Annotated in this window: 16 protein-coding genes and 1 pseudogene (1 of these 17 only partly in view); 12 read left to right on the forward strand and 5 right to left on the reverse strand. The window is 60.2% G+C overall.

Features of this window, described 5'->3' with window-relative positions:
* Positions 1 to 3: 3 nt before the first annotated feature.
* Together ACIP8I_RS17170 and ACIP8I_RS17175 are read right to left on the reverse strand one after the other, a co-directional pair.
* Positions 4 to 957, reverse strand: a complete 954-nt coding sequence (locus ACIP8I_RS17170) for a homoserine kinase (RefSeq protein ID WP_400762586.1) — start codon at positions 955 to 957, stop codon at positions 4 to 6.
* Between the two features lie 61 nt (positions 958 to 1,018).
* Positions 1,019 to 1,315, reverse strand: a complete 297-nt coding sequence (locus ACIP8I_RS17175; RefSeq protein WP_007962757.1) for a DUF2782 domain-containing protein — start codon at positions 1,313 to 1,315, stop codon at positions 1,019 to 1,021.
* A gap of 74 nt (positions 1,316 to 1,389) precedes the next feature.
* Here ACIP8I_RS17175 and polA point away from each other — a divergent pair, with 74 nt between their 5' ends.
* Complete coding sequence (gene polA / locus ACIP8I_RS17180; protein WP_367082268.1) at positions 1,390 to 4,194, forward strand: DNA polymerase I; 2,805 nt, start codon at positions 1,390 to 1,392, stop codon at positions 4,192 to 4,194.
* 411 nt (positions 4,195 to 4,605) lie between these two features.
* On the opposite strand, the gene yihA is transcribed toward polA, so the two are convergent.
* On the reverse strand, positions 4,606 to 5,256 hold the full coding sequence (gene yihA, locus ACIP8I_RS17185; RefSeq protein WP_003220309.1) for a ribosome biogenesis GTP-binding protein YihA/YsxC: 651 nt from the start codon (positions 5,254 to 5,256) through the stop codon (positions 4,606 to 4,608).
* A gap of 191 nt (positions 5,257 to 5,447) precedes the next feature.
* On the opposite strand from yihA, the gene ACIP8I_RS17190 reads away from it, so the two are divergent.
* The 7 genes from ACIP8I_RS17190 (at position 5,448) to ACIP8I_RS17220 (ending at position 12,769) form a co-directional block, all read left to right on the forward strand.
* A complete protein-coding gene (locus tag ACIP8I_RS17190; RefSeq protein WP_329696837.1) occupies positions 5,448 to 5,753 on the forward strand; it encodes a c-type cytochrome in 306 nt (101 codons plus the stop codon).
* 32 nt (positions 5,754 to 5,785) lie between these two features.
* Complete coding sequence (locus ACIP8I_RS17195) at positions 5,786 to 6,403, forward strand: cytochrome c (RefSeq protein ID WP_007962749.1); 618 nt, start codon at positions 5,786 to 5,788, stop codon at positions 6,401 to 6,403.
* A gap of 189 nt (positions 6,404 to 6,592) precedes the next feature.
* Positions 6,593 to 7,234, forward strand: a complete 642-nt coding sequence (locus ACIP8I_RS17200) for a thiol:disulfide interchange protein DsbA/DsbL (RefSeq protein WP_400762589.1) — start codon at positions 6,593 to 6,595, stop codon at positions 7,232 to 7,234.
* Positions 7,235 to 7,248: 14 nt separating this feature from the next.
* Positions 7,249 to 8,127: an endonuclease/exonuclease/phosphatase family protein gene (locus ACIP8I_RS17205; RefSeq protein WP_400762591.1), complete on the forward strand. Its 879-nt coding sequence runs from the start codon at positions 7,249 to 7,251 to the stop codon at positions 8,125 to 8,127.
* A complete protein-coding gene (locus ACIP8I_RS17210; RefSeq protein ID WP_400762593.1) occupies positions 8,124 to 10,199 on the forward strand; it encodes a diguanylate cyclase in 2,076 nt (691 codons plus the stop codon). Before ACIP8I_RS17205 ends, ACIP8I_RS17210 begins: the two co-directional genes overlap by 4 nt.
* A 100-nt stretch (positions 10,200 to 10,299) precedes the next feature.
* Positions 10,300 to 11,079: an N-acetylmuramoyl-L-alanine amidase gene (locus tag ACIP8I_RS17215; protein WP_400762595.1), complete on the forward strand. Its 780-nt coding sequence runs from the start codon at positions 10,300 to 10,302 to the stop codon at positions 11,077 to 11,079.
* A gap of 76 nt (positions 11,080 to 11,155) precedes the next feature.
* Complete coding sequence (locus ACIP8I_RS17220; protein ID WP_400762641.1) at positions 11,156 to 12,769, forward strand: EAL domain-containing protein; 1,614 nt, start codon at positions 11,156 to 11,158, stop codon at positions 12,767 to 12,769.
* Here ACIP8I_RS17220 and ACIP8I_RS17225 read toward each other — a convergent pair.
* The gene (locus ACIP8I_RS17225) at positions 12,766 to 14,556 is read right to left on the reverse strand and encodes a KinB sensor domain-containing domain (protein ID WP_400762597.1); all 1,791 of its coding nucleotides are present in this window, start codon (positions 14,554 to 14,556) and stop codon (positions 12,766 to 12,768) included. The genes ACIP8I_RS17220 and ACIP8I_RS17225 overlap by 4 nt on opposite strands.
* A 10-nt stretch (positions 14,557 to 14,566) precedes the next feature.
* Positions 14,567 to 15,913 (reverse strand): sigma-54-dependent response regulator transcription factor AlgB, encoded by a 1,347-nt coding sequence (gene algB, locus ACIP8I_RS17230; RefSeq protein ID WP_003220286.1) that lies wholly within the window; start codon positions 15,911 to 15,913, stop codon positions 14,567 to 14,569.
* A gap of 426 nt (positions 15,914 to 16,339) precedes the next feature.
* On the opposite strand from algB, the gene ACIP8I_RS17235 reads away from it, so the two are divergent.
* The 4 genes and pseudogenes from ACIP8I_RS17235 to gltP form a co-directional block, all read left to right on the forward strand.
* Complete coding sequence (locus ACIP8I_RS17235) at positions 16,340 to 16,624, forward strand: hypothetical protein (protein WP_258677587.1); 285 nt, start codon at positions 16,340 to 16,342, stop codon at positions 16,622 to 16,624.
* A 72-nt stretch (positions 16,625 to 16,696) separates the two neighbouring features.
* A complete protein-coding gene (locus ACIP8I_RS17240; RefSeq protein ID WP_003177151.1) occupies positions 16,697 to 16,861 on the forward strand; it encodes a DUF1328 domain-containing protein in 165 nt (54 codons plus the stop codon).
* Between the two features lie 2 nt (positions 16,862 to 16,863).
* Positions 16,864 to 17,328 carry an inhibitor of vertebrate lysozyme family protein gene (locus ACIP8I_RS17245; RefSeq protein ID WP_400762600.1) on the forward strand — a complete coding sequence of 155 codons (465 nt, stop codon included), beginning with the start codon at positions 16,864 to 16,866 and terminating at the stop codon, positions 17,326 to 17,328.
* Between the two features lie 701 nt (positions 17,329 to 18,029).
* Positions 18,030 to 18,466: pseudogene (gltP, locus tag ACIP8I_RS17250) on the forward strand (glutamate/aspartate:proton symporter GltP); it runs 901 nt beyond the window's last position.

An 18,466-nucleotide genomic window follows, 5' to 3' on the forward strand; every position in this document is an offset into this window, starting at 1 on the left:
AAATTAAAGCGCGAACGGTAGAGGGGTGCTGACCTGCTGCCGCTGTGCCAGCCGCTGCTCGAACTCCTTCGGATCGTGAATCAGCACGTCCTGCCCGGCAAACTGCTCGGCGGCGATCAATCGTGACAACCAGAAGCGCACACAGGCCACGCGCAGCATGGTCGGCCATAGCTCCGCTTCGGCGGCAGTGAACGGGCGCAGCGCCGCATAGGCACCGAGGAATGCGCGGGCACGCGGCCCGTCAATCAGCCCATCCTCATCCGAACACCAGTCGTTCAAGGCAATCGCCACGTCATAGAGCATCGGCCCCGAGCAAGCGTTATAGAAGTCGATCAACCCGGTCAGGTGCGTGCCTTCGAACATCGCGTTATCGCGGAACAGGTCAGCATGAATATTGGCCCGTGGCAGCGCGAGGATTCTGTCTTTCTGCGCCGTGATTTCCTCCAGCGCCTTGTGCAGCAGCGCACGCGGCTCGTCCGCCAGATGCGAGAGAAACTCGGTGCCCTCCTCCAGCATCCAGTCCAGGCCACGATCGGTCTTGCGCTTGATCATGCGCTCGCCCTGGGTCGCCAGGTGCAGATGCGCCTGCAACTCACCGACCTGCGCGCAATGCTGGGCGTTGGCGACTTTGATGTGCTTGCCGGACAGCCGCGGCTGGAGCAATGCCGGTTTACCCTTCAGTTCACGCAGGGCCACGCCGTCAGTGGTACGCAGCGCGTAGGGCACCGGCAGATCAGCCTCGTGCAGCACGTCGAGCAGGTCGATGAAGAACGGCATTTCCTGCACAGGGCCGCGCTCGACCAGGGTCAGGACGAATTCGCCCTGCTCCAGGCTGATAAAGAAATTGGTGTTTTCGCTGCCGGCGGCGATCCCCTGGAAATCAAGCAGACGGCCGAGCCCGTAAGGGGCGAGAAAGGTTTCCAGCTCGGGCCGAGCCAGGGGGGTGAACACAGACATGGTTAAAAACTGCTCAGTTCGGGCGCCGCGATCAAGCGGCGCCGATTAAAAGTCGGGAATCTTACTTCCAGGTAAAGATTTCCCACGACGGAATCAGCATATCCGGCTGGTCGGAACGGATGTAGTTCACGTCCGAACCATCGGCGCGCACCAGAAAATACGGTTTGCCACCCTTCGGCGTGACCTTGATCGCATAGACGAAGCCGCTGCGGCTGTATTCCTGAATGACCTTGTCGCCTTCGGTGTGCGTGTTGATGGTAACTTCCGGCTCCTTTGACGGCGCATCATCCGCCGCCATCGCGGCCAATGGTGAGGCCGCAATCAAACCGACCAGCAGCAAGCGATTTAACGTACGCATGATAACCTTGTCCCTTTGTCGTCAACGGTCCCGCTATTCTAGCGCCGGGCCCGCCGAAAAGGTTGATTCTGCTCATGAGCCAAGCCCCCCTCGTCCTGGTGGACGGTTCGTCTTACCTGTACCGCGCTTTCCATGCCCTGCCACCGCTGACCACCTCCAAAGGCCTGCCGACCGGCGCGGTCAAAGGTGTGCTGAACATGCTCAAGAGTCTGCGCAAGCAGTACCCGGATAGCCCGTTCGCCGTGGTCTTCGATGCCAAGGGCGGGACGTTTCGCGATGAGATGTACGCCGAATACAAGGCCAACCGTCCGAGCATGCCCGACGACATGCGCGTGCAGATCGAACCGCTGCACCAGAGCGTGATCGCCCTCGGCTTCCCGCTGCTGTGTGTGGACGGCGTCGAGGCGGACGACGTGATCGGCACCCTCGCCCGCAGCAGCGCGGCGGCGGATCGCCCGGTGATCATCTCCACCGGCGACAAGGACATGGCGCAACTGGTCGATGGCCACATTACCTTGGTCAACACCATGTCCGGTAGCTCGATGGATGTGGAGGGCGTGAAGGAGAAATTCGGCGTCGCACCCGAGCAGATCATCGATTATCTGGCGCTGATGGGCGATTCTTCCGACAACATTCCGGGCGTTCCCGGCATCGGTCCAAAGACCGCATCCGGCCTGCTGGTGGGCGTCAACGGCGGCCTCACCGAGCTTTACGCGAATCTCGACATCGTTCCGACGCTGCCGATTCGCGGGGCCAAGACTCTGCCGGCCAAGCTCGAAGAGCACAAGGAGATGGCGTTCCTCTCCTATCAACTGGCGACCATCAAAGTCGACGTGCCGTTGGACATTGGCCTCGACGACCTGCAAATGGGCGCGGAAGACCCGGCCAAGCTCTACGAGCTCTACACCCTGCTGGAATTCAAGAGCTGGCTGAATGATCTGGATCGCGATGCCAAGCGCCAGGAACTGAGCGCGGCCGCCGAGCCTGCGCCGGCTGGCGATCTGTTCAGCGCGCCAGTGGATGAGACGCCCGCCGCCCCCGCTGAAGCCGCCTACGAAACCATCCTCGATCAGGCGCGTTTCGACGTCTGGCTGGAGAAACTGAACAACGCCAAGCTGTTCGCCTTCGACACCGAAACCACCGGCATCGACGCGCAACAGGCGCAACTGGTCGGCCTGTCGTTCGCGGTGCAGGCCAACGAAGCGGCGTACATTCCGTTGACCCACTCCTACATCGGCGTGCCCGAGCAACTGGATCGCGACACCGTGCTGCGCGCACTCAAGCCGATTCTGGAAGATCCGAACAAACTCAAGGTCGGCCAGCACGCCAAGTTCGACATGAACATTCTGGCCAACTGCGCCATCGGTGGCGATCAGAGCCAGGGCATCAACGTGCGCGGGATTGCCTTCGACACCATGCTTGAGTCCTACGTGCTCAACTCCACCGCCACCCGCCACGACATGGACAGCCTCGCGCAGAAGTACCTGGATCACACCACCGTGAGCTTCCAGGACATCGCCGGCAAAGGCGCCAAGCAGCTGACCTTCGACCAGATCGCACTGGAGCAGGCCGGGCCGTATGCTGCCGAGGACGCCGACATCACCCTGCGCCTGCACCAGACCCTGTTCGACAAACTCAGCGCGATCCCGAGCCTGGCCAGCGTGCTGACCGACATCGAGATTCCGCTGGTGCCGGTGCTGGCGCGCATCGAACGCCAAGGCGCGTTTGTCGACGCTGAGCTGCTCGGCATCCAGAGCATCGAGTTGGGCAACAAGATGGTCGCGCTGGAGCGCGAAGCGTTCGAGATCGCCGGCGAAGAATTCAACCTCGGCTCGCCGAAGCAGTTGGGCGTGATCCTCTACGAAAAACTCGGCCTGCCGGTGCTGAAGAAAACCGCCAAGGGCCAGCCATCGACCGCCGAGGAAGTGTTGGCCAAGCTCGCCGAGGACGATCACCGTCTGCCGAAAGTGCTGATGGAACACCGTTCCATGAGCAAGCTGAAAAGCACCTACACCGATCGCCTGCCGGAGCAGATCAACCCGCGAACCGGGCGTATCCACACCTCGTATCACCAGGCCGTGGCGTCCACCGGGCGTTTGTCTTCCAGCGATCCGAACCTGCAGAACATCCCGGTGCGTACCGCTGAAGGCCGGCGTATCCGTCAGGCGTTCGTCGCGCCAAAGGGCTACAAACTGCTGGCGGCGGACTATTCGCAGATCGAACTGCGGATCATGGCCCACTTGTCCAAGGACGAAGGCCTGATGAACGCCTTCCGCAACAATCTGGACGTGCACACCGCCACCGCCGCCGAAGTGTTCAAGGTCGAGCTCAATGAAGTGACTTCCGACCAGCGCCGTGGCGCCAAGGCGATCAACTTCGGCCTGATCTACGGCATGGGCGCGCAGAAACTCGGCAAGGACATCGGCGTCGACACCAAGACTGCCAAGGCTTACATCGACACCTACTTCGCCCGCTACCCGGGTGTGCGCGAATACATGGAGCGCACCCGCAAACAGGCTGCGGATCAAGGTTATGTGGAAACCTTCTTCGGTCGTCGCCTGTATTTGCCGGAGATCAACTCGAACAAGCCACAGGAACGCGCCGCCGCCGAGCGCACGGCGATCAACGCGCCGATGCAAGGCACCGCCGCCGACATCATCAAGAAAGCCATGGTGGCGGTGGATAACTGGCTGGCATCGTCCGGGCTGGACGCCAAAGTCATCCTGCAGGTGCACGACGAACTGGTACTGGAGGTTCGCGAGGATCTGGTCGATCAGGTGAGCCAGGAAATCCGCCTGCACATGAGCGAAGCGGCGAAACTGGACGTGCCGTTGCTGGTGGAAGTCGGCGTCGGCAACAACTGGGATGAGGCGCACTGAGGCGTCTGGAACGGGCGTTTGCCGTGACACACTGTCGCGGCAAACGGCTGTATCGGGCTTATTTCGAAACGCGCTTTGGCTTATTCCAAAGCTTTTTGAAAAAAATCTGAACTAATCTGACAACTCGCTACTCAGAGATACTGAATGGCTGGTGAAGCCCTTCGATGCTCCTATGTTGTGTTAAGTGTTGGCAGATATCTGAACCCCGCCCTAGCGGTTCGGAACTTGAACCCCGGAACTTCTCCCTCCCCATATGAAGTCCGGGGCTTTTTTTGCCTCAAAACTGCCTGTGGCGCAGCCATGCTGCGTTAAAAGCGCAACAAAAAATGCTCATTTAGGTCCCCTAAACTCCGCTTTTTTGTTGCGCTTTTGCCTTGCCTGGCAGCACCACAGACAGTTTTTGAAATTCCCTTATTCTGCCTCGGTCGCCGCTTCGGCGCCCTTGTCCGCCAGTTCCATCCAGCCTGCCAACACAGTGTAGGCCTCTTCCAGGCCCATGCGTTTTGGTGCCGAGAACAGCTGGATCGTCACCAGATCACCCCAGCCCTTGCGGATTTCCGACTGCACCTTGAGCAGCGTGTTCTTGGCGGCGCCGTAGGTCAGTTTGTCGGCCTTGGTCAGCAGGATGTGCATCGGCATACCCGCGGCAACCGCCCAGTCGAGCATCAACAGGTCAAAGTCGGTCATTGGATGACGGATGTCCATCATCAGAATCAAACCCTTCAAACTCTCGCGTCCACCGAGGTAAGCCTCGAGGTGACGCTGCCAGTGTTGCTTGAGCGGGATCGGTACTTTTGCATAACCGTACCCCGGCAGGTCGACCAGACGCCGTTCATCGTCTAGCTTGAAGAAGTTCAACAGCTGTGTGCGACCCGGGGTTTTCGAGGTGCGCGCCAGGCTGGCGTGAGTCAGGGTGTTCAGCGCGCTGGATTTGCCGGCGTTGGAACGACCGGCGAATGCCACTTCGAAGCCTTCGTCGTCAGGGCATTGATCGACTTTGGCGGCACTGAGCATGAACGTGGACTGTTGGCACAGGCCGAGGATGGGATTCTTGAGTTGCATGGGATTTCCGATGTGGGCGGCGCCGGGATTGGGCGCGGAACGCGGTGTCGCTTCCGTTTCAGTGACGCCAGTATATAATGCCGCAGATTTTGTGTGTGCTTTGTCCCAGCGAAGGATGAAGTTCACGAGAGCCAAAGACCTTGATTGCGCATCAGAACGCAGAACGCTCTCAACCCTGAAAAGGTCGTTTTATGACGAAATGGCTGCTGGCTGCCGGAGTCCTGATACCGCTTTGCGGCGCACAGGCTACACAGGAACCGGAAGCCGTGTACAACCGTGTTTGTGGTGCCTGTCATTCCGGCCAACTACCCATGGCGCCCGAAAGAGGCGATCAGGCAGCTTGGACGCCGAGGTTGGCGAAAGGTATGGAGACGCTGGTGCAACACGTGACCCAGGGTTTCAAGGCGATGCCGCCGCGTGGTTTGTGCATGGACTGCAGTGCCGAGGATTACCGAGCCATCATCCTCTGGATGAGCAAGAGTAAGCCCGGTCCATAACTCTTAACCCTTAGCCGTAGTTGGATTAGCTGATGAACAAACTGATCGTGAGTCTGCTGTTGACCGTGGGAATTTCAGGCTTCGCCCATGCTGCCGGCGATGCCGCCGCCGGCCAGGCCAAAGCCGCCGTATGCGGGGCCTGCCATGGTCCGGATGGCAACAGCATGGCGCCAAACTTCCCGAAACTGGCCGGTCAAGGTGAACGCTACCTGACCAAGCAACTGCACGACATCAAGTCGGGCAAGCGCACCGTTCTGGAGATGACGGGCCTGCTGACCAACCTGAGCGATCAGGATCTGGCCGACATCGCCGCCTACTTCGCCAGCCAGAAAGGCAGCGTCGGCGCCGCTGATCCAAAAATCGTCGCCCGTGGTGAGGCCCTGTTCCGTGGCGGCAACCTGGAAAAAGGCCTGCCAGCCTGCACCGGCTGCCACTCGCCGAACGGTGCCGGCAACGCCGCCGCCGGTTTCCCGCACCTGGGTGGCCAGCACGCGCAATACATCGCCAAGCAACTGACCGACTTCCGCAAGGAAGACCCGACCGCCGGCCGCAGCAACGATGGCGACGCGATGACCATGCGCACCATCGCGCGCAAACTGAGCGATGAAGACATCGCCGCAGTCGCCACCTACATTCAAGGTCTGCACTGAGACCGCACATGGCAGCGATAGAACCCGGGCAACGTTAACGCTCGATTAATCCGTCGCAGCAAGTATAAAAAGGGTGGCTTTGGCCGCCCTTTTTTGTGGCCGCTGCCGTTACACTACAGAACTCATGCCCGCCAGGATCTGTCTGAAAACAGGTCGCGCGAGGCGACCAAAATTGTCCAGGAGTAAAGCATGCGTAATCTGATCATCAGCGCCGCTCTCGTCGCTGCCAGCCTGTTCGGCGTGACCGCCCAGGCTGCCGAAGCACCCGCCGCCCCTTACGTCGAATTGGCCAACCCGGTGCCGGTGGCAGAACCAGGCAAGATCGAAGTGGTGGAGCTGTTCTGGTACGGCTGCCCGCACTGCTACGCGTTCGAGCCGGTGATCAATCCATGGGTTGAGAAATTACCATCGGACGTCAACTTCGTGCGTATTCCTGCAATGTTCGGCGGCCCGTGGGATGCTCACGGCCAGATGTTCCTGACCCTGGAAGCGATGGGTGTCGAGCACAAGGTTCACGCTGCCGTGTTTGAAGCCATCCAGAAGCAACACAAGCGCCTGACCGACCCAACGGAAATGGCCGAATTCCTGGCTACCCAAGGCGTCGACAAAGACAAGTTTCTCGCAACTTTCAACTCGTTCGCCATCAAAGGCCAGATCGTAAAAGCCAAAGAGTTGGCCAAGAAGTATGAGATCAGTGGCGTTCCGACCATGATCGTCAACGGCAAGTACCGCTTCGACATCGGCTCTGCCGGTGGTGCCGAAGAAGCCCTGAAGCTGGCTGACCAACTGGTCGCCAAAGAGCGAGCGGCCAACAAGGCAGCTGCCAACTAAGCGCGGTTACCGCCATGCGCCGCTGGGGCACCGAACGCATCGTTGGCCTGCATGATCCGCAGGTCAACGAGCATCATCTGGAAGCCACGGGCCTGCCCGCAGACCATCGTCTGCGCCTGCTCAGCTTCAATATCCAGGTCGGCATCAGCACCGAGCGCTATCGGCATTACCTGACGCGCAGCTGGCAGCATCTGCTGCCGCACACCGGGCGCTCAGGCAATCTGCAAAAGATCGGCGACCTGCTCGGCGACTTCGATCTGGTCGCTCTGCAGGAAGCCGATGGCGGCAGCCTGCGCTCAGGCTACGTCAATCAGGTCGAACACCTGGCCCACCTCGGCGCCTTCCCCTACTGGTATCAACAACTCAATCGCAACCTCGGCCGACTGGCCCAGCACAGCAACGGCGTGCTCAGTCGCCTGAAGCCGTGGGCGATCGAAGATCATCCGCTGCCCGGCCCGAAAGGTCGCGGCGCGATCCTGCTGCGTTTCGGCGAAGGTCCGGAGGCGCTCGTGGTGGTGATGATGCATCTGGCGCTTGGCGCACGGGTACGCAGCCTGCAACTGGCCTATATTCGTGACCTGATCAGTGGCTACAAGCACCAGATATTGATGGGCGACATGAACACCCATGCCAGTGATCTGCTACAACAGTCACCGTTACGCGATCTCGGCCTGCTGGCCCCGCAGATGCAAGCCACATTTCCCAGCTGGCGGCCACAGCGATGCCTTGATCATATTTTGCTCAGCCCGACCCTGACCCTGGAAAAGGTCGAAGTGCTGGCCCAACCCATTTCCGATCACCTGCCGGTCGCGGTAGAGATTCGTCTGCCGGGTTCGCTCACGGCCGATGCATTGCCCGCGTTGAGTCCTGCCCCTCGCGGAACCCCTGAATGAGCGACGACGCCCAGCGCTGGAAAGAGAAGTACCTCAAAAGCATCGAACAACAGGACAAGCTCGAACGTCGCTGGGCCGCCCGGCTCGACTTGCTGCGTCGTGGCCTGGTGCGCAGCACGTTGGCCGCTGAAGGCACCGACAAGGTCGTTGATCAGTGCATGAAAGAGATGCGCGAGGTGGTGCGCACCGACGACATGGACGCCGGTCTTGCCGCCTTGCTGCCGCGTCTGGAAAAAGCCGTGCTCGATTCCGAGCAGCGCCGCGAAACCCGAATCGATCAGGTCAGCACCGCACTGACCGCGCTGGTCACCCAGCTGCAAGCCTTGCCGCTGCCGCGAGAGGTTGCCCAGCCGCTGAAGAAATTCGCCAAGCAACTCGACAGTCGGGTCGGCCAGGCACGGGAAATGCCGCTGCTGCTGAGTGAACTCAGTGGTTTGCAGGGCAAGGCATTGAGCCAGCTGGAAACGCCGCCCGAGCCCGACCGGCCGGGCTTTTTGCAGCGCCTGTTTGGCAGCCGTGACAGTGAAGGGACGCCGGAGGCCGCGGATCAACCTCAGGCGCCAGCGCCGAGCCATGCCGAACCTGCGTTGGAGCCGGTACCCGCGCCAACCGCAGCAGTCGAGCCGATTCCGGCAGCTCCAGTCACCGCAGCGGCCATCGCGCAACCACCAGAGGCCGAGCATAAGCAAACGCCAGCAGTGCAACCCCAGGCCGAATCACCTGTGTTCGCGTTCGTGCCTCCGGTCATTGCTGCCGAGCCGATCAGCGAACCCGTTGCTGCGACTGCACTGCCAGCGGCTGAACCTGAAGCCGAATGGCCGATCACCCCGATCACCCCGATCACAGCGTCAGCGCCTGCTGCCGAGTTCAACCCCGACGAGTTGATCCACCCGGGCGACATCCCGGCACCGTTGCTCCTCGACAGCCTGCCCCTACCCGAACCGATTGCCCAGGCCTTGGCCGCCATCGATCCGGAGCAACCCGAGCAGGACATTCTCTACGCCCTGCCCGACTCGCCCGAACCGTCCTACAGCTCGGTGGCCAAGCACATCGAAGACACCCTGATCGGGCTGCTCGACGACCTGACCCTGCCCGAGCGCCATCGCCCGCAGGCCGAGGCGATGCGCGACCGGTTGAAAAATGGCCTGAACTGGTACGAACTGCTACCGATTCTCGACGATCTTGCGACGTTGATGCTGGCAATCACCGACAGCGGCCAACACGAGTTCGAAGCCTATCTGCAGCAACTCAACGAGCGCCTCGAAGCGTTCCAGAGCAACTTGCAGGCCGCGAGCGAAGGCCACGCCGACAACAGCTCGGCGGCGCGGGCGATGGACACGCAGATCCGCGAGCAGGTCGACGGCTTGCAGACCAGCGTGCAGGAAGCGGCCGATCTGGATGACCTCAAGCAGGTGCTGGAGAACCATCTGGAAGGCCTGCTCGGCACCATGGATCAACACCAGAAACAACGCGATGCCCGCGAGCAGGAAGTGGCAGCACGTCTGAAGGGGCTGGCCGAGCGCGTAGCGCATATGGAGCAGGAAGCCCTGGGCTTTCGCGAACACCTGGAAGAACAGCGGCAGAAAGCCCTGATCGACCCGCTCACCGGCCTGCCCAACCGCGCAGCCTGGAGCGAGCGGCTCGAACATGAAATCAAACAGTGGCAGCAACACGGCAATACCTTGAGCCTGGCGATGCTCGACCTCGATCATTTCAAGCGCATCAATGACAACTACGGCCATCTGGCCGGTGACAAAGTGCTGAAGATCATCGCCACGGTGCTGCGCAAACGCCTGCGCGCTGCGGATTTCATTGCTCGCTTTGGTGGCGAGGAGTTCGTGCTGCTGTTGCCGGCCACCACGCCAGCGGTGGGCGCCAAGCTGCTGGAAAGCCTGCGCGCGGCAATCGAAGCCTGCCCGTTTCATTTCAAGGGAGAACGGGTGACGATCACCATTTCCATGGGCCTGGCGTCGTTCAAAACGGGAGAACACAGCGATCTGGTGCTCAAAAGAGCCGATCAGGCGCTGTACCGGGCGAAAAATGCCGGACGTAACCGGGTCGAGCTGGGCTGAGTAATTGTTCCATTTTGTTTAATTCAGCCCGCCGGCCGTCGAGACCCGAGGCAGTACGTTACACTGTTGCATTACTGTCTTGCGTGTACTGCCTCCTGCCATGAAATTTTTTACCCTTCTCGCGTCGCTGCTCGTTCTGGCCGGTTGTGCCAGCGGCCCGCGTTACGACACCAGCCATCCTTCGGCCAATCACGACAGCCGCGTGCAGTTCGTGATCGTGCATTACACCTCGGCGTCGCTCGCGCGTTCGCTGCAACTGCTGACCCACGGCGAAGTCAGCAGCCACTACCTGATCGGCGACGACAAGAGCGCCACCATCTACAAACTGATGGATGAAAACCAGCGCGCCTGGCACGCCGGGGAAAGCCAATGGCAGGGCCGTACCTGGCTCAACTCCAGTTCGATCGGCATCGAAATCGTCAATCCAGGCTTCAAGGACACGCCGACCGGGCGCCTCTGGTACCCGTACAGCGAAGCGCAAATTCAATCGCTTATCGTCCTGCTCAAGGACATCAGCCAGCGTCAGGGCATCAGCCCGCGCCATATCATCGGTCACAGCGACATCGCGCCCCTGCGCAAACTCGACCCCGGCCCACTGTTCCCATGGAAACGTCTGGCCGCCGAGGGTCTCGGCGTATGGCCCAACGAACAAGCGGTAGCCCGGCAACAAGTGCAATTCAACGCCGAACTGCCGAGCATTAGCTGGTTCCAGGAACAACTGGCGCGTGTCGGTTATGACACCCCGCAAACCGGCGAGCTGGATGTAGCGACGCGCCATGTGCTCGCAGCGTTCCAGATGCACTTCCGCCCTTCCCGTTTCGACGGTTTGCCGGACGCGCAAACAGCCGCGTTGTTGCTGGTACTCAATCAGACAAAATAATGACGCCCGCCCGACGGTCAGGGCGAAATCGAAATCAGCAGCTATAACTCATTGGTAATTCTTCGGATATTCCATGATGGTTGCTACCCGAGCGACGCTGCGTAGCTGGTTTTATCGCCCGTGGTTTTTGGCGATGATCGCGGCTGTCCTCAGTGCAAGCCTGCTGATCGCCGGCGGAATGTTCGTCGCCATGCGCCAGATCGAACAGAACGAGAGTCAGGAGATGAACGCTCAGGGCGAGCGTTTTCTGGCCCGCCTCGAGCAACTGTTCGGGCAATTGCGCGAAAGTCTCGATGACCTCCAGGCACAGCCGTTGCGCAGTTGCGATGAGGAAATGATCGCCACCCTGCAACAGGTCACGTTCAACTATCGTTTCGTCTATGAAGCGGCCTACATGGACGGTTCGCGTATCTGCTCCAACCGCCCCCGGCAGGAAGGGCTGTCGGTCGTCCGCGCGCCGGACATCAAGGGCCCGACTTACAGCTACTGGCTCAATACCACCACCGAACCCGATGAAAACCGCGCGGCGCTGATGCTCGGGCGCGGCAATTTCCGTGTCGCAACCTCCCGCGGACATTTGACCGACATGGTCGACCTGCCACCGGACAGCAGCCTGCTGGTGGTACTGGATCACGGCAAGCGAGCGATTCCGGTACTCGGCACCGCGCAGACCTGGCCACCGAGCGAAACCTGGCCACCCAAGAGCCGCGAAGCCCTGCAAGTCACCCAGTCACGGCTGATCTACCGCATGCCGACCAAAAATCCGGAATACCAGTTGGTGCTGATCACCCCGCGCAGCGGCATGCACATTCCCACCGTCTGGTGGTGGATGGTGCCAGCCTGCCTGCTGCTGGGGGCGTTTGCCGGATTCTTCGTGTTTCTGCTGGTGCGCCAGCGCCAGTCACTGGACGCCGAGCTGCAGGGTGCGATTCGGCGTGGCGAGCTGCAAGTGCTGTATCAACCAATCTTCGACCTCGACAGCCGCAATTGCGTGGGCGCCGAAGCCCTGCTGCGCTGGCGCCGCCCGGATGGCACGCTGACCAGTCCCGACCTGTTCATTCCGTTGGCGGAAAACACCGGGCAGATTCGGCAGATGACCGATTTCGTCCTGCAGCGGCTGCTGGAACAATTGGGGCCGGTGCTGCGCGCCAATCCGCAGCTGTACATCTCGGTCAACCTCGCGGCGTGCGACGTGATGGTGCCGCGCATCGGCCAGGTCATGGCCAGGCTGTTGACCCTGCACCGGGTCGCAGCGCGGCAGATTGCCTTCGAAGTCACCGAGCGCGGGCTGATCGACGTGGTGGTGGCGCGGGAGAACCTGCAAGCCTTGCGCGATGTCGGGCATCAGGTGTTGATCGACGATTTCGGCACCGGTTATTGCAGCCTCGCCTACCTGCAGACGTTGCCGGTGGATTGCCTGAAGATCGACAAGGCCTTCATCGACGCACTCGGTCACGACGCGGCCAGCAGCGGCGTTGCTCCGCACATCATTCACATGGCGCAGGCACTGGATCTGAAGGTGATTGCCGAAGGCATCGAGCACGAAGCGCAAGCCGTGTTTCTGAGCAGTGAGGGGGTCAAGTTCGGTCAGGGCTGGCTGTTCGCCCAGGCCTTGAGTGCGGTGCAGTTCATCGAACTGATCACCCGCGGACGGCGCCTCGCCGGACGCCGGCTGGATGACGAAGCCTAGACCGCCAGCGCCATGTAGAACTGCGTGCCCTGCCCCGGCCGCGAATAGACGCCCATGCGTCCGCCATGTAACTGGACGATTTCCTTGCACAGCGCCAAGCCAAGGCCGGCGCCGCCCTTCTTGCGCCCGACCTGCACGAAAGGTTCGAAAATCCGCCCTTGCTGCCCATAGGCAATGCCTTCGCCGTTGTCCTCGACGCTGATGATCACCCGTTCGCCATGCCGGCGCGCCTGCAGGCGAATCTGCCCGTCACGAGCGGTGTGGCGCAGGGCATTGTCGATCAGGTTGTCGAGCACCCGGTCGAGTTGCGCCTGATCGGCCTGCAGGCGCGGCAACGGCCCCTGCACTTCGACGTTCAAGGCAATGCCCTTGGCCGCCGCCGAATCAGCGAAGCGCGACTGCGCCTGTTCCAGCAAATCTTCAATGGAGCACGGCGCCAGGGTGAGTTTCTGCAAACCGTTCTGATAGCGCGAGAAGTTGAGCAAGTCGTTGATCAACTGCATCAGGCGCTGCATTTCTTCATTGACCGTGTCGAGCAGGTCCGCCTCACGTGACTCCGGGGGAAACTTCGCCCGCTCGCGAAACAGCCCGAACGCCATGTGCATGCCGGTGACCGGTGTGCGCAGCTCATGGGAGGCACGCAGCACGAACTCGCTGCGTACGCGTTCGAAGGCGCGCTGCTCGGTGACGTCGTGCAGCACCATCACCGCACCAAGAATATGCCCCTGAGTGTGGCTGACCGGCGTCAGGCTGTAGGTCAGCAAGCGTGATTCGCCATCGACCTCGATGCTCAAATCTTCCGGAGCGCGCTCAAGGGTGCCGCCGCGCAGCACCAGTTGCAGCTGTGCGTCGAGCTCCGGGCGCTCAAGCGCGCTGCCGAGACCCTGGCCAAGACGGTCACTGTCCCAGCCCAACTGACGCTGGGCCACAGGATTAAGGTGCTCCAGATGCCCTTCGCGGTCGATCATCAGCAAGCCATCGTCGATGCTGTCGAGCACCGCCTGCAAGCGCTGCTGACCGGCCAGCAGTTCGTCGACGTTGGTCGCCTGATGCTCGCGCAGCGCCTCGGCCATCAGCCCGAAGCGCTTGGTCAACTGGTTCATTTCCATCGCCGAGGAAATCGGCAGCGTCACCTCGAAATTGCCCTGGCCGATGTTGTCCGCCGCTTGCGCCAGCGCCTCGATCGGCGCGCCGAAACGCCGGGCAATCGCATGCGCGGTGACAAAGCCGATGATCAACACCGCCAGCCCTACCAGTCCCAGCAGGCCGGCGACCAGCAGCGCTCGCTCCCGGGCGTGATGCTGGACCGCGTTGATGTTGTCCAGCGCATGCTTGTGCTCGGCAATCAAACCATTGCGCAAAATGTTGAAGCGTTCTCTGAGGTCGCTGTTGCCACTGAGCACATTGCCCGGATCACGCGACATTTCGAACGCCTGCAGGAAACGCAGGTAATCGGCCTTGGCCTGGGTAAACCCGTACTGCCGGCCATCGTCCTCCACCTGCTGTGAAATGCCTTCATCCAGCAATTGCAGGTAATGCTGCTTCGACGCTTCGAACGCGGCGGGATCGGGCTTTTCGGCCAGCATCAGCACCAGTTGATCGCCGAGGGTCTGACGCAATTTGAGTCCCAGATCCAGGGTCACGAAGTTGCTGCGGATCGTTGCTTCCTGAGTACCGGCCATCTGCATCACGCTGACCAGCCCGAGCAACAGCCCGAGCAAGGCGACCGTGATCAGCGCAGAAATGCTCAGGAACAAGCGAGTGCGCAACTTCATCGCCAGCTTCATCGTCGGGCGCTCACAGGTTGTACTGCTTGCGCTTGCGATACAGGGTCGACGCGTCGATGCCGAGGGTTTTCGCTGCCTGATCCAGAGTGCCCGCCGTCGCCAGCACCGCGCCAATGTGGGCTTTTTCCAGTTCATCGAGGCTCAGCGCGGCGCCGACTCGAGGGGCGTTGTTCGCCGGTTGCTCGGCCATGCCGAGGTGGCTGATTTCCACGCGTTCCTGCGGGCAGATGATGCTCGCCCGCTCCACCACGTTACGCAGCTCGCGAATATTGCCCGGCCAGCGATAACCCAGCAGCGCCTCTCGCGCTTCGTCACTGAAGCCTCGGGCCGGGCGCGCGTACTCTTTGACGAAGCGCGCAAGGAAGCGGTCGGCCAGGGTCAGAATGTCTTCGGCACGTTCGCGCAATGGCGGCAGATGCAAAGTGATCACGTTGAGGCGATACAACAGGTCTTCACGGAAGCGCCCGTCGCGCACCATGTCTTCGAGATTAAGGTTGGTCGCGGCGAGAATCCGTACATCGGCACGACGGGTCACTGGATCCCCTACCCGCTCGTATTCCTTGTCCTGAATGAAACGCAGCAACTTCGGTTGCAATGTCAATGGAAAATCGCCGATCTCGTCGAGAAACAGCGTGCCACCGTCCGCTTGGTTGACTCGGCCCAAGGTGCTCTCACTGGCGCCGGTGAACGCACCACGACTGTGACCGAACAGCTCGCTTTCCATCAGCTCAGCGGTCAATGACGGGCAGTTGATGGTCACGCAGGATTTCTTCTCGCGCTTGCTCCAGCCATGGATGGCTCGGGCCAGTTCGCCCTTACCTGTACCGGACTCGCCGAGGATAAGAATGTTGGCGTCGGTACCGGCGACCTGACGCGCTGTTTCCAGCACGACTTTCATTGCCGGGCTGTGAGAGTCGAGGCCGTCCTTGGGTTTGCGTATCTCGCCTTCAAGGGCTTCCAGCCGCGCCGAGAGCTGGCGCACCTCCAGTTGCTTGGCGGTGGCCAGACGCAACTGGTCGGGGCTGCACGGTTTGACCAGATAGTCGGCGGCGCCCGCCTGAATCGCGTCCACCGCGGTATCGACCGCCGAGTGCGCGGTGACGATCACCACCCGCATCCATGGCGCCTGAACGCGCATCTGCGCCAGTACGTCGAGACCGTTGTCTTCACCCAGACGCAAATCAAGGAAGCACAGGTCGAACACCTGGCGCTGCAACAATGCCTCGGCCTGAGCCGCGCTGTTGGCGGTGGCCACCGTATAACCTTCGTCTTCGAGGCAGTAACGAAAGGTTCGCAGGATGGCGGACTCGTCGTCCACCAGCAGAATGCGGCCTTGATGCTCAGTGGCAGATTCCATTTTTCCTACGCTCCATAGTGATTGATCTTCGGTTAGTCCCGGAAAAATCGGGCAAGTTGCATGGTTGATTCTGAACGATGCGAGCCATAGGAGGGTAGCTCTCTCCTGCCTTGACGGCCAATCCATTGATTTTGTTGAGTTTTTAAACATTCACCGATTTGCAGAGGGTTCCCTGCGTACTTTTCTGACATCCGCGACGTGCTCTCAATTCCATAAGAATGAAATCTCCTACGAAATAATCATGCATTTCGCACGACCGTAGATGACCCATCGTGCAGGATGCGTCCGTCGCTGAATTTCACCCACTCGCAAACCATTGATTTTATTGAATATTTTTCAAATAAAAAACTGGCATGCAGCCTGCAATACCTCATTCAGCCCGGGCAGATTCCACTGCCCCAACCGAATAAGAGTGAGGAACCCAGGATGACTCGCCAACGTGCCGCCCAAGTGCGTATCTCGCCACTGCATATCCAGCAAGGCCTGTTTGGCGTACTTGCACTGTTGATCACCCTGATCGCCTGCCAGCAATACCTGAGCTGGGAAAACAGCCGCAAGCCTGAGCCACTGATCTCGATGCAGCACAGCACGCAGACGCACTTCAGCGCCGTCAGCAGCAGTCAGGCCGAAAGCGCCTCGATGCGCATGATGGATGTCGATCAGCCGCAGCCGCTGGATCAACTGCCACGTGAAGAGCGCTGGGTTTTCTGACGAACCGAAGAATTCAGGCGCATCGCGCCGGAACACGCAATATCCCTAAATAGAGAAGTAAGGAGAATCACCATGTTGAGCTGGGCAATTACATTCTTGATCATTGCCATCATCGCCGCCGTACTGGGCTTCGGTGGTATCGCGGGCACCGCCACGGGTATCGCCAAGATTCTCTTTGTCGTGTTCCTGGTGATGTTCATCGCTTCCTTCTTCTTTGGCCGTCGCGGCCGAGGTTAACGATGATTGCTTTAAAGACACTGGCAGCCGCCCTGCTTCTGGGCGGTAGTGCCATGGCGATGGCGGCCAATGATGGCCAGGCGCGGGTCAACGAGCTGCTCAGCTCCGACCCGCAATACCGGGAAACCTGGCAAGGCGTTGTGAAGCACGAAGAGCGCCTGCCGGAATGGGTACTGAACCTGTCCGGCACGCCAGACCAGCAAATGAATGCCGTGACTGAAGATGGCGACAAGTATCTGGTCGGCCCGCTCTGCGAATCCGCAGACAAGTGCCTGAACCACCGCTTGATCGTGGCTTTCAGCTTCGACAAGAAAGACGCATACGCCATGCTCGTCGATGTGCCCGAAGGACTGCCGGCCGACAAGTCGCCAACGCGACATGCCACTTACCGCTTCCTCGGCAAACCGGATGAGGGTATGCAGAATCTGCTGATGGAAACGCTGAAGAAAGATCCGAACTGGTATTGATTCGAACATGAGGGCAGCGCCCCGCTGCCCTTTATTGCGCCTACCCGAGGAAGGCTGGCGCATGACCAAGGGGCCGGGACGTTCTGACTGTTGCAGGGTCGGAGTGACCTACGGGTACAGGGAGTGCCTGCGCGAGGGCCGGGTCAGGGTAAAAGCTGCGACGCAGGTTCGCCGACCCTCAGTGGTTCGACGGACTTGCGCTGAGCTTTATCCAATGCAAAAACATTGATCCAGAGCGTCCTGCTCATCTTTTTATGCCTCACACTGCGCGCGAAAACATTTCGCGGTGTTTCATGGCGACCGTATATCGAGAAAGAATCCCTTTGAACAGTGGGACATCTAGTCTGCAAACGTAGGCTTTTTCTTAAAATTTCCGTCGAAATTTCTCGTTAAAAAAACCACCCATCTACGCTGTGATGGCCGGTTCACGGCACTTATGCCGGCTGAAATGTCGTAATCGAACCGGTTGGGACGCCAGTTTCAATTAAAAAAGCTCATGCCGATTCGGCATAGGGTAGGCGTTTACGGCATTAGACGGCGCAACCTTGCATCGGAATAGTTGCGCCTTTTTTCGCCTGCCGAAGAGCCGTAAACACGCGCTTCGGGGCACCTTATACGGAGGCAGATGCACAGACTTTTCCGCTAGAGAGCGTTCCAGTTGCTGCATGTGCCTGAGTCAAACGCAAGTAAGGGTAAAGATAATGAAGAAGGCAAAACTCAGCCTCGCCTGGCAGATCCTCATCGGTCTGGTATTAGGGATTGCAATTGGTGCGTTGCTCAACCACTTCAGTGCCGAGAAAGCCTGGTGGATCAGCAACGTCCTGCAACCGGCAGGCGATATCTTTATCCGTCTGATCAAGATGATCGTGATCCCGATCGTCATCTCCTCGCTGATCGTCGGCATTGCCGGCGTGGGCGACGCCAAGAAGCTCGGGCGTATCGGCCTGAAGACCATCATCTACTTTGAAGTCGTCACCACCATCGCGATCATCGTCGGCCTGCTGCTGGCCAACCTGTTCCACCCGGGCGCCGGCATCGACATGAGCACCCTGGGCACGGTGGATATCTCCAAGTACCAGGCGACCGCCGCCGAAGTGCAGCATGAACACGCGTTCATCGAGACCAGCCTCAACCTGAT

Source organism: Pseudomonas sp. NPDC088414 (genome assembly GCF_044753325.1).
Classification (GTDB): domain Bacteria; phylum Pseudomonadota; class Gammaproteobacteria; order Pseudomonadales; family Pseudomonadaceae; genus Aquipseudomonas.

Bases quoted from the DNA above. Each gene is read 5' to 3' on its own strand.
- ACIP8I_RS17175 (WP_007962757.1), bottom strand. From the start codon at position 1,315: ATGCGTACGTTAAATCGCTTGCTGCTGGTCGGTTTGATTGCGGCCTCA.
- ACIP8I_RS17240 (WP_003177151.1), top strand. From the start codon at position 16,697: ATGTTGAGCTGGGCAATTACATTCTTGATCATTGCCATCATCGCCGCC.
- ACIP8I_RS17245 (WP_400762600.1), top strand. From the start codon at position 16,864: ATGATTGCTTTAAAGACACTGGCAGCCGCCCTGCTTCTGGGCGGTAGT.
- ACIP8I_RS17200 (WP_400762589.1), top strand. From the start codon at position 6,593: ATGCGTAATCTGATCATCAGCGCCGCTCTCGTCGCTGCCAGCCTGTTC.
- ACIP8I_RS17195 (WP_007962749.1), top strand. From the start codon at position 5,786: ATGAACAAACTGATCGTGAGTCTGCTGTTGACCGTGGGAATTTCAGGC.
- ACIP8I_RS17215 (WP_400762595.1), top strand. From the start codon at position 10,300: ATGAAATTTTTTACCCTTCTCGCGTCGCTGCTCGTTCTGGCCGGTTGT.
- ACIP8I_RS17220 (WP_400762641.1), top strand. From the start codon at position 11,156: ATGGTTGCTACCCGAGCGACGCTGCGTAGCTGGTTTTATCGCCCGTGG.
- ACIP8I_RS17210 (WP_400762593.1), top strand. From the start codon at position 8,124: ATGAGCGACGACGCCCAGCGCTGGAAAGAGAAGTACCTCAAAAGCATC.
- algB (WP_003220286.1), bottom strand. From the start codon at position 15,913: ATGGAATCTGCCACTGAGCATCAAGGCCGCATTCTGCTGGTGGACGAC.
- ACIP8I_RS17205 (WP_400762591.1), top strand. From the start codon at position 7,249: ATGCGCCGCTGGGGCACCGAACGCATCGTTGGCCTGCATGATCCGCAG.
- ACIP8I_RS17235 (WP_258677587.1), top strand. From the start codon at position 16,340: ATGACTCGCCAACGTGCCGCCCAAGTGCGTATCTCGCCACTGCATATC.
- polA (WP_367082268.1), top strand. From the start codon at position 1,390: ATGAGCCAAGCCCCCCTCGTCCTGGTGGACGGTTCGTCTTACCTGTAC.
- yihA (WP_003220309.1), bottom strand. From the start codon at position 5,256: ATGCAACTCAAGAATCCCATCCTCGGCCTGTGCCAACAGTCCACGTTC.
- ACIP8I_RS17170 (WP_400762586.1), bottom strand. From the start codon at position 957: ATGTCTGTGTTCACCCCCCTGGCTCGGCCCGAGCTGGAAACCTTTCTC.
- ACIP8I_RS17190 (WP_329696837.1), top strand. From the start codon at position 5,448: ATGACGAAATGGCTGCTGGCTGCCGGAGTCCTGATACCGCTTTGCGGC.
- ACIP8I_RS17225 (WP_400762597.1), bottom strand. From the start codon at position 14,556: ATGAAGCTGGCGATGAAGTTGCGCACTCGCTTGTTCCTGAGCATTTCT.